The sequence below is a fragment of the Hydrogenophaga sp. genome (assembly GCF_022844385.1).
Taxonomy (GTDB): Bacteria; Pseudomonadota; Gammaproteobacteria; order Burkholderiales; family Burkholderiaceae_C; genus Hydrogenophaga.
The window spans coordinates 1-10,321 of the sequence record NZ_JALHLX010000051.1; the positions used below are offsets into that span (position 1 = coordinate 1).

Below are 10,321 nucleotides of genomic sequence, written 5' to 3' on the forward strand. Positions count from 1 at the left end.
TTGGCAACACGGTGCCGATGACCGCCTTGCTGGCAGGCGGAAAGCCGCCCAGCGAGACCAAGGCACTCAGGGCCCATGCCAGTCACAAGGGCAGCTTTGGCGACGTGGTCGTGATCGGCGGCCAGGGCATTGCCGCCCAAGGCGCCGGCATGACGGGGGCAGCGGTGCTGGCGGCGCGCGCAGCGCTGTACGCGGGAGCCGGGCGGGTGTTCGTGGGTCTGCTGGAAGACGGCTCGACGAACGAGACCACCTGGGATCCGGTGTGCCCGGAGCTGATGTTCCGCCGTCCAGCAGCACTGATGGACGCCGGGTGGCTGCGGCAGGCCAGCGTGGTCTGCGGCTGTGGCGGAGGCGCGTCGGTGGCCGCGGTGGTGCCCCGTTTGTTGTCCACTGCAATGACCTTGGTCATGGATGCCGACGCGCTCAATGCCGTGGCGAGCGACGAAGCCCTTCAAATCCAGCTGACCAGCCGCCAAGGTCGCGGCTGGCTCACAGTGCTCACGCCCCACCCGCTGGAGGCTGCCCGACTCCTGGACTGCAGCACGGCGCAGGTCATGGCCGACCGGCTGCTGGCGGCACAAACCATCGCCGACCGTTTTCAAGTGGTGTGCGTGCTCAAAGGTTCGGGCACCGTGGTGACGGCTCCGAGCCAGGTTCCACGCATCAACCCCACCGGCAACGCCGCGCTGTCCACGGCGGGCACCGGCGACGTGCTGGCGGGCATGATCGGCGCCGCTTTGTGGGGGCGGGAAACATCCAACCGGGACGGGCTCGACCGGGTGTGCGGCGCCGTGTTGCAACACGGCTGGCTGGCAGACCAGTGGGGCGACTGCACGCTGGTTGCCAGTGAACTGGCCCGCCGTGCAAATCCCATGACCTGAAGAGCGGCAGTTCAGCCCAAAAGCATCAAGCCCACCTGCAACAGGATGATGAGCACCAGCACCGACAAGTCCACGCCCCCCACCAAAGGAATCACCCGGCGGATCGGACGCAGCAAAGGCGACACCAGCCGGTCGAGCGTGGCCATCACCGGTGAGTGCGGCTGCACCCACGACAGGATCGCGTAGCCGATCAACAGGATCATCAGACCTTGCAGCACGGTGCGAACCAGAATGCGCAACGCCATGGTGAGGATCGTGATAACCCAGGTGGCGGGCGATACCGACAGATCCGAAACGCCGGACGCCAGCATCAGCCAGATGCCGCCATAAGCCAGCGCCAGCAACACCGCCGACAACAGGCTGCCCCAATCGACGCGGCTTTGCGCCATCGAACGCGGCAGGATGCGCCGCACCGGCTGGACCAGCCAGTCGGTGACGGCGATGGCAAAACGCCCCGGCTGAGCCGACATATGCACGCGCAAGTGGTTCATCCAGGCGCGCAACAAGGCCATTGCCATCAAGAAAAAGAACAGGGTTTCAAGCAGGAAAAAAACGATGCGCATGCGGTGCAGATCCGGTTGGGGATACGGTGGAAATCAGAGGTCGTGGAGGCCGAAGTTTAGGGGGGACCCGGTTCGGTGTGAACGCTGCGCGCCGCGCTTAAACACCCAGTCTCAGCGGCGGCTTGGGCACACGTGGATCCGGCTCCAGCCCTGCTTCCAGACGGATCATGGCCGCCTCGCGCGAAGCCTCCAGGAAGTCCAGCATGATGGGCGAGCTGTCGGCCAGGGCATGCCGGCCATGGTGGAATTCCGGGTGCCACTGCACCCCGCGCGCATACGCATCTCCCGTCCAGCGGATGGCCTCCACCAAGCCGTCCAACGTCGACACCGCCTCCACCACCATACCTTTGCCCAGATCCGCCACCGCCTGGTGGTGGATGCTGGTCACGCGCAGCTGTGAAGCGTGGGGATAAAGCTTGGTCAAGGCTGTGCCCTGAAGAAAGGTCACGTCGTGTTCAAGCTGGTCGTACAGATCGGTGTCCACATGGGCGTGGGCCGCCGGGCACTGGGTGGGGATGTCCTGGTACAGCGTGCCGCCAAACGCCACATTGAGCAGTTGCGCACCACGGCACACGCCGAGCACCGGCTTTTTCTGTGCGAGAAACGTCCTGAGCAGAGCCAACTCGTACCGGTCACGAACCACATCACCCTGCCAGCGCGGGTCGATCGGTGCCTGTCCATAGGTCTGCGGCGCCACATCGGCCCCGCCCTGCAACACCAGCGCATCGAGTTCCTGCACCACATGCTCCACCCGGAGGTGGCGTGCCGCGTGTTTGCTGTCGTGCGCAACGGCGGGCACCATGAAGGCGATGGCGCCGTGCTCCATGATCCAGTGCGCCAGCGACTGCTCGATGTACTGCAGGTTCTTGTTGCGAAACCCCAGCTCCGAAGGCACCTGGTACAGCAAGCGGGCCGACACACCAATGCGCAGCGGGCGCTCGGTGGGCACCGAGGCAGCCTTGGAGCCACGCTTCTTCAGCGGGACCGACCTGACCCGTCTGGCTGAAGGCGCCTCCAGCGCGGCCGAAGACGACGAAGTCTTCTTCGACGCGGCGCTGACGGCTTTCGGGGCGCTCACCGTCGGCTCTTGCGCGGTTGGTTGGCGGTGCTGCGGGCAGCACCCCGGTCCGACTTTTTGCTCGCGGCCTTCTTGCCGGCCGTCTTGGCCTCCGCAACCGGTGCGCGTGGCGCCCGATCCTGCCGGCCCGCCACAGCACCTTCGGAGGCACGGCCGCGGTGGGCTTTGCCGCCACGTCCCGCGCCAGCGACGCCTTCTGCAGGCGCAGCTTGTCCCGTCTTGTCGCGCATCGCGCGCAGCACCAGATCATCGTCACCACTCACCAGACGGAAGTCGATGCGCCGTCCGTCCAGATCCACGCGGCTCACCTGAACCTGCACACGGGTGCCGAGCGCATACCGTATACCGGTGCGCTCGCCGCGCAGTTCCTGTCGCGCTTCGTCAAAGCGGAAGTACTCTCCACCGAGCTCCGTGATGTGCACCAGACCTTCCACGTACATGGCATCCAGCGTGACGAACAAGCCAAAGCTGGTGACCGAACTCACCACGCCGCTGAACTCCTCGCCGAGGTGCTCGCGCATGTACTTGCACTTGAGCCAGGCTTCCACATCGCGACTGGCTTCATCGGCGCGGCGCTCGTTGGCGCTGCAATGCAGGCCGGCGGCCTGCCACGCCATGGTGTCCAACGAAGGTTTCTTTGCGACCTCCCCCACCGCCAGCGGCTTGGCACGGCTGGCCAAGCGCTTGCTCAGCTTGGCGTGAGCCTCGCCCGGGGTGGGCAGTGCGGGCAACTCGTAACGTTTGCGGGCCAGGATGGCCTTGATCACGCGGTGCACCAGCAAATCGGGATAGCGGCGGATCGGGCTCGTGAAGTGGGTGTAGGCCTCGAAGGCCAGGCCGAAGTGGCCGCTGTTGACCGGGGTGTAGATCGCCTGTTGCATGGAGCGCAGCAGCATGGTGTGGATCTGCTGCGACTCGGGTCGGTCCTTCGTGGCGGCAGCGATCTTCTGGAAATCGGCCGGCTTGGGGTTGTCGCCGATGGTCTGCGACACACCCATGGCCTTCAAGTAGTTGCGCAGAATTTCCTGCTTCTCGGGCGTGGGGCCTTCGTGCACACGGAACAGGCCGGTGTGCTTGCCCTCGCTGATGAAATCCGCCGAGCAAACGTTGGCCGCCAGCATCGCCTCTTCAATCACCTTGTGGGCGTCGTTGCGGGTGCGCGGAATGATCTTCTCGATGCGACCCGATTCGTCGCAGACGATCTGCGTCTCGGTGGTCTCGAAGTCCACCGCACCGCGCTCACCGCGCGCCGCGAGCAAAGCGCGGTACACGTCGTGCAGGTTGAGCAAGTAAGGCACGAGCGCCTTGCGCTGGCTCGCTTCAGGCCCGCGCGTGTTCTGCAGGATGGCGGCGACTTCGGTGTACGTGAAGCGCGCGTGGCTGAACATCACAGCCGGGTAGAACTGGTAAGCGTGCACCTCACCTTTGGCGTTCACCAACATGTCGCAGACCATGCACAGGCGTTCCACACCAGGGTTGAGCGAACACAGCCCGTTGGACAGCTTTTCCGGCAACATGGGAATCACACGGCGCGGGAAATACACTGAAGTGGCTCTGTCGTACGCGTCCACGTCGATGGCCGAGCCGGTCTGCACATAGTTGCTCACGTCGGCAATCGCCACCAGCAAACGCCAGCCCTTGCCCTTGCCCACCTTGGCCGGCTCGCAATACACCGCATCGTCGAAATCGCGCGCGTCCTCGCCATCGATGGTGACCAAAGGCACGTCGCGCAGATCCACCCGGCCTTTGTGATCAGCGGCGCGCACGTGGTCTGGCAACGCACGGGCCTGCGCCATCGCGGCGTCTGAGAACTCATGTGGCACGCCATACTTGCGCACCGCAATCTCGATTTCCATGCCGGGATCGTCGATCTCGCCCAGCACTTCCTTCACGCGACCCACGGGTTGACCGTAGAGTGCTGGCGGCTCGGTGAGTTGCACCACCACCACCTGACCCGGCTTGGCCGAGCCGGTGGCGCCTTTGGGAATCAACACGTCCTGCCCGTAGCGCTTGTCTTCGGGCGCCACCAGCCACACACCGCTCTCTTGCAGCAGGCGGCCAATGATGGGGGAATCGGAGCGCTCGACGATTTCCGTCACGCGTCCCTCGGGCCGACCCTTGCGGTCCAGGCGCACGATGCGGGCCTTGACCCGGTCCTTGTGCAACACGGCCCGCATCTCGTTGGAGGGCAGGTAGATGTCGGGCTGTCCATCGTCTCGGACCACAAAACCATGGCCGTCCCGATGACCGGAGACGACACCTTCATATTCGGCCAACAGGCTGTTTTTTTCGTTCACTTTTTCTCTGCTATGATTGCGTTTTTCCTGAGATGCCCAGGTGGCGGAATTGGTAGACGCACTAGTTTCAGGTACTAGCGCTGAGAGGCGTGGAGGTTCGAGTCCTCTCCTGGGCACCAATCATAAGGGCTTGCAAACGTGATGTTTGCAAGCCCTTTTCTTTTGTCTCAGCGCAAACCAGCGGATGACCGCTTGCCGAAGCGCTGATCACATGCTGCGAAATTCGCAGCATGCATGGTTGAGCGGTTGCCGCGCTGCCTGGGATCACCAAGAGGCGGGTCTCCGCCATCAAATCGGAACCGCCAACAAGTCGTGTCCTTGCGCCGCGACGATCTTTGCCTTGGTGAATTCACCCACCTTCAGCGTCTTGCTGATCTTCTCGGGCGGCAGCAAACGCACCACGCCGTCGATCTCGGGCGCATCTGCATAGCTGCGACCGATGCCCCCCTTCTTGCCCATGCCGGGTGCCGAGTCCACCAACACCTGCATGGTCGCGCCCACGCGCTGTTGCAGCTTGTCGGCCGACACCGATTCGGCCACCGCCATGAAGCGCGCACGGCGCTCTTCACGCAAGCCGTCGGGCACCGCATCCGGCAGTTCGTTGGCCAGGGCTCCGGCCACCGGTGAATACGCGAAACAACCGGCCCTGTCGATCCGCGCTTCGCGCAGGAAATCGAGCAGATGGTCGAATTCGGTCTCGGTCTCGCCCGGAAAACCTGCGATGAAAGTGCTGCGCACCACGATCTCCGGGCACAACTCGCGCCAGCGGGCAATGCGCTCCAGATTCTTCTCACCACTGGCCGGTCGCTTCATGCGGCGCAACACGTCGGGGTGGCTGTGCTGCAGCGGTACGTCGAGGTAGGGCAGGCACAGACCCTCGGCCATGAGCGGAATGATCTCGTCCACATGGGGGTACGGATACACATAGTGCAAACGTACCCAGGCGCCATAGCCTTTGGCCAGCTCCCCAAGCGAGCGCACCAGATCGAACATGCGAGTCTTCACCGGCTTGCCGTCCCAGAAACCGGTGCGGTATTTCACATCGACGCCATAGGCCGACGTGTCCTGGCTCACCACCAGCAACTCCTTGACGCCCGCCTCGAACAGCTTGCGCGCTTCTGTGAGCACATCGCCGATCGGACGGCTCACCAGATCGCCGCGCATCGAGGGAATGATGCAGAAGGTGCAGCGGTGGTTGCAGCCTTCGCTGATCTTCAAATAGGCATAGTGTCGTGGCGTGAGCTTGATGCCCTGGGGCGGCACAAGATCCACAAAAGGGTCGTGCGGTTTGGGCAAGTGCTGGTGCACCGCGGTCATCACTTCGTGCGTGGCGTGCGGTCCGGTCACAGCGAGCACGCTCGGATGCATCTGGCGCACCAGGTTGCCGCCGCCCTCGCCTTCGCGAGCGCCCAGACAACCGGTAACGATGACCTTGCCGTTCTCGGCCAGGGCTTCGCCAATGGTGTCCAGGCTTTCGCGCACGGCATCGTCAATGAAGCCGCAGGTGTTGACGATCACCAGATCGGCACCAGCAAACGTCTTGGAGGTTTGGTAACCCTCAGCGCTCAGTTGTGTGAGGATGAGTTCGGAGTCGGTGAGCGCCTTGGGACAACCCAGGCTGACAAATCCGACTTTGGGGGCCGCGTTGGCGACCGTGACAAGCGTTTCAGACATCGCCCGATTGTCTCAGACCCTGCCGAAGGGCGCAGATCCCGAACCTACCGCTTGAGCCCGAGTGCCGCCAGCATCTGCTCGCTGTTCTTCTGCATCTGCTCCTGCATCTGTGTGAACGCGCTGCGCGACTGCTCCAAGTAGGTCCCCATCATGCCCTGCATCATGGGAGACTGCACATTCATGAACTGCTTCCAGGCTTCAGGATTCGCCCCGCTGGACTGTTCGGTCATCTTGTGCTGCAGGTCCATGAAGATCTGCACGTTCTTCTCGAGGTACGCGCCCATGAAGTCCTGCATCGCGTGGCCATAAAAACGGATGATGTTGGCCAGCACCTGTTCGGTGAAGATCGGCACGCCCGCAGTCTCTTCTTCCAGAATGATCTGCAGCAGGATGCTGCGCGTGAGGTCATCGTTGGTCTTGGCATCTCGCACCACAAAGGATTCGTTGTCCATCACCAGCGTCTTGACCTCGGCCAGCGTGATGTACGACGAGGTGTCGGTATCGTAGAGACGCCGGTTCGGGTACTTCTTGATGACGCGCACAGCGGGCTGGCTACCACTCTCGGCCTTGTTTTTTTGCACTGATGGATCTCTCTGGAAGGAAGCGGATGAACCACAGAATACGCCACAGGGTTCGCGGGTCCATTCTAGAAACGCTTGAACGCCCCTGCAGCATGGGTTTTCCCTGTGCATGCCAACGAACGCGGCCTTTCCAAAGCTTGCATCGGAACAGGACACAAAAAAGCCCGACTCAGGGTCGGGCTTGGTTGCGGGATGCCTGGCATCCGGAGAAAGTTTGGTAGGCGCGATTGGACTCGAACCAACGACCCCCACCATGTCAAGGTGGTGCTCTAACCAGCTGAGCTACGCGCCTACAAACGATTCGAAGCTGCGAAGTATAGCAGCACTGCAAGGCCGTTTTCAGCGGCGACGCACTTCACGCACACCGGACACATCGCCCACCACGGCCATGGCCCTGGCCACCTGCCTGGCATCGGCCACTTCGATGGTGAATGTCATCCAGGCCACGCCTTTCACCGACTGCGTCTGCACGCCGATGACGTTCATCTTTTCGCGCGCAAACACGTCTGAAATATCGCGCAGCAAGCCTTGCCGATCCTGAGCTTCAATGCCCACGTCCACCGGATAGACCGCAGACTGTCCATCCCGCCCGGAACCGCCCTGCCCGCTCCATTGCACGTCGATCACGCGGTCCGGGTTCTTGCGCTGCAGGTGGGCGAAATCGGTGCAATCGGCCCGGTGGATGCTCACGCCTTTGCCGCGGGTGACGAATCCACCGATTTCATCGGGGGGCGCAGGTTTGCAACACTTGGCCAACTGCGTCATGAGCGAGTCCACGCCCACGACCAGCACTCCGCCGGCAGCAGCACCCGAATTCTTGCGCGGCTTCTTCAGCCACACCGGCGTCTCATCCGGTGCAGCAACGTCGGGCGGCCTCAGATGCAGTTCGATGGCGCGCAACGACAACTCGTCCTTGCCCACTTGCTCGAACAATTCCTGCGCTGAGGACAAGCCCATGGCGAGGGCCAGATCGTCCAGCTTCAGCGCGGTCTTGCCTTCACGCTGCAGCAGCTTCTCCACCGCCTCGCGTCCACGCGCCATGGTCTCTTCCATGGCTTGCGCGTTGAACCACGCGCGCACCTTGCTCTTGGCGCGGTGACTGACCAGGTAGCCCAACTCCCCGTTGAGCCAGTCGCGCGACGGTCCACCCTCCTTCGCCGCCGTGATCTCCACCGTCTGGCCGTTCTGCAGCGGCGTGTTGAGCGTGACCATGGCGCCGTCCACGCGCGCACCGCGGCAGCGGTGGCCCAGGCTGGTGTGCACGGTGTACGCGAAGTCGACTGCGGTGGCGCCTTGTGGCAATTCAACGATCGCCGCGTCGGGTGTGAGCACGTAGATGCGGTCGTCGAACAGGCCCTGGGCCGAGCCACTCAGGTCGCGCTCCCAGGCCAGCAGCTGGCGCAGCACGGCGATCTTGGCGTCGTAGTCGGAGCTGGCCGACACGCCCGCGTAGCCTTTGGCGCCCGCCTCCTTGTAAGCCCAGTGCGCAGCCACACCATGCTCTGCATGGTCGTGCATGGCCTGGGTGCGGATCTGGATTTCGAACGCCCGGCCTTGATCGTCACGCACCACCGTGTGCAAAGATTGGTAGCCATTGGGTTTGGGCTTGGCGATGTAGTCGTCAAACTCGTCGGTCACCGGTGCGAACTGCGCGTGCACATGGGCCAGCACCGCATAGCAGTCGTCCACCTGCGGCACGATCACGCGCAGCGCACGGATGTCGAACACCTGGTCAAAGTCGAGCGACTTGCCGCGCATCTTCTTGACGATGCTGTAGATGTGTTTGGGACGCCCCTGCACCGAAGCCGACACGCCCTGGCGCTGCAAGTCGTCTTCCAGTTGCTGGCGCACCTGCTCGACATGGGCTTCGCGCTCGCCACGCTTTTCGTCCAGCAGACGCGCCACGTCCTTGTAGGTCTGTGGCTCCAGGAAACGGAACGCGAGGTCTTCCATCTCCCACTTGATCTGCCAGATACCCAGGCGGTTGGCCAGCGGCGCGAACACGTGCAGTGACTCGCTCGCCAGGGCCTGCCCCGGATCGCCCTTGCATGCGGCGTAATGGCGCAGGGTCTGCAGGCGCGAGGCCAGGCGCAGCATGACCACGCGCAGGTCGCGCGAAAACGCCAGCAGCATCTTGCGCACGTTCTCGGTCTGGCTGGCCGCGAGCTCGGACACCGGTCCCTTGTTGGGGGCTGGCGCTGCCGGGTCCAGCGCCGCCAGCCGCTCTTCTTCCTTCTTGGCCTGCACCTCGGCGGTCTTGATGCGCGCCTGGCGCTGCAGCTGCACGAGCTTGGTGGTCTCCAGGGCGAGCGCAGCGAAGTTCTCGCCAAATGCCTTGGTGATCACCTCCTGCGGCCGGTTCAGGTACTGGCAGGCATAGACGAGGTAGGCCGCAGCCTGCATGGCCTCGGACCCGCCAATGTCGCGCAGCACACTGGCCACGGCATCGGCGTGCGCAAGGATGTTCTCGCCGGTGTCGAGCTCCTCATGCGCGAGCAAGGGCTCTGCAAAAGCCCTGGCTCGCACCAGCGCTTGAGCCTGATGGGGCAGGCTCGCAGCGGTGGCGGCGACGATGGCCGACGGCACAGCAGGCGCTGCCTCGGTCGTCTCGGTCGTCTCGGTCGTCTCGGTTGGATCCGTGGGTGATGAGCGCTTCATGCCGATGGCCAGTTCATTTTGCCCACAGGAAACCCCGCACAGCGGCAACCTGCTCGGCAGCCACCAGCGTGGGTGCGTGGCCCACGCCGTCAAACGTGACAAGCTGGGCCTGGGGGCCGCGCTGAGTCATCAAGGTCGCTGTCTCGGCGCTCAGCAGATCGGATTGGGCACCGCGCAAGAGCAGCGTGGGAACGCGGATCGCATCAAACAATCCCCAGAGCGCGGCCTCGCCCGCCTGCACGATCTGCTGCGCGGTCGCCGCGTCGGCGTTGGCCGTCATGGCCTTGAAGGGCGTTGCAATCGCAGGGTCGTAGTGCAACCACCAGCGGCCATCGCGCTCGCGCAGCAGGGGCAGCGACAGGTCTCGCCATTGCTCGGGCGTGTGCGGGCCGAAGCCGGTGGAGATGGAAGCCAGGTAAGCCACCGCCGCCTGCTCACTGTCGAAGGATGGGTTTTGCCCCAGGTAGGAACCGATGCGCTGCAAGGCTTCCCACTGGATCACCGGTCCCACATCGTTGAGCACGAGGCGGCGCAGGGCCATCTGCGGCTGGGCCGCGAGCGCCATTCCGATGAGACCGCCCATGCTGGT

8 protein-coding genes and 2 tRNA genes are annotated in these 10,321 nt (G+C 63.8%); 2 read left to right on the top strand and 8 right to left on the bottom strand.

Annotated features, from left to right (window positions below):
• A partial coding sequence (locus Q0C59_RS10515) for an NAD(P)H-hydrate dehydratase (RefSeq protein WP_291214978.1) occupies positions 1-881 on the top strand: 881 nt, incomplete at its 5' end.
• A gap of 11 nt (positions 882-892) precedes the next feature.
• Here Q0C59_RS10515 and Q0C59_RS10520 read toward each other — a convergent pair.
• The 3 genes from Q0C59_RS10520 to rnr form a co-directional block, all read right to left on the bottom strand.
• Complete coding sequence (locus Q0C59_RS10520) at positions 893-1,444, bottom strand: YggT family protein (protein WP_291214981.1); 552 nt, start codon at positions 1,442-1,444, stop codon at positions 893-895.
• A gap of 97 nt (positions 1,445-1,541) precedes the next feature.
• On the bottom strand, positions 1,542-2,522 hold the full coding sequence (locus Q0C59_RS10525; RefSeq protein ID WP_291214985.1) for a gamma-glutamyl-gamma-aminobutyrate hydrolase family protein: 981 nt from the start codon (positions 2,520-2,522) through the stop codon (positions 1,542-1,544).
• Complete coding sequence (gene rnr / locus Q0C59_RS10530) at positions 2,519-4,819, bottom strand: ribonuclease R (RefSeq protein ID WP_370654491.1); 2,301 nt, start codon at positions 4,817-4,819, stop codon at positions 2,519-2,521. The genes Q0C59_RS10525 and rnr overlap by 4 nt, the downstream gene beginning before the upstream one ends.
• A 34-nt stretch (positions 4,820-4,853) precedes the next feature.
• Here rnr and Q0C59_RS10535 point away from each other — a divergent pair.
• A tRNA-Leu gene (locus Q0C59_RS10535) sits at positions 4,854-4,938 on the top strand.
• 169 nt (positions 4,939-5,107) lie between these two features.
• Here Q0C59_RS10535 and rimO read toward each other — a convergent pair.
• From rimO to Q0C59_RS10560, 5 genes are all read right to left on the bottom strand, one after another.
• The gene (gene rimO / locus Q0C59_RS10540; protein WP_291214988.1) at positions 5,108-6,493 is read right to left on the bottom strand and encodes a 30S ribosomal protein S12 methylthiotransferase RimO; all 1,386 of its coding nucleotides are present in this window, start codon (positions 6,491-6,493) and stop codon (positions 5,108-5,110) included.
• A 44-nt stretch (positions 6,494-6,537) separates the two neighbouring features.
• Complete coding sequence (gene phaR / locus Q0C59_RS10545; RefSeq protein ID WP_291214990.1) at positions 6,538-7,074, bottom strand: polyhydroxyalkanoate synthesis repressor PhaR; 537 nt, start codon at positions 7,072-7,074, stop codon at positions 6,538-6,540.
• 215 nt (positions 7,075-7,289) lie between these two features.
• A tRNA-Val gene (locus Q0C59_RS10550) sits at positions 7,290-7,366 on the bottom strand.
• A gap of 47 nt (positions 7,367-7,413) precedes the next feature.
• Entirely contained in the window at positions 7,414-9,732 is a 2,319-nt protein-coding gene (locus tag Q0C59_RS10555; RefSeq protein ID WP_291214993.1) for a bifunctional (p)ppGpp synthetase/guanosine-3',5'-bis(diphosphate) 3'-pyrophosphohydrolase, read from the bottom strand.
• Positions 9,733-9,745: 13 nt separating this feature from the next.
• Positions 9,746-10,321 (bottom strand): alpha/beta hydrolase (locus Q0C59_RS10560; RefSeq protein ID WP_291214996.1); only part of this gene is annotated, 576 nt, incomplete at its 5' end.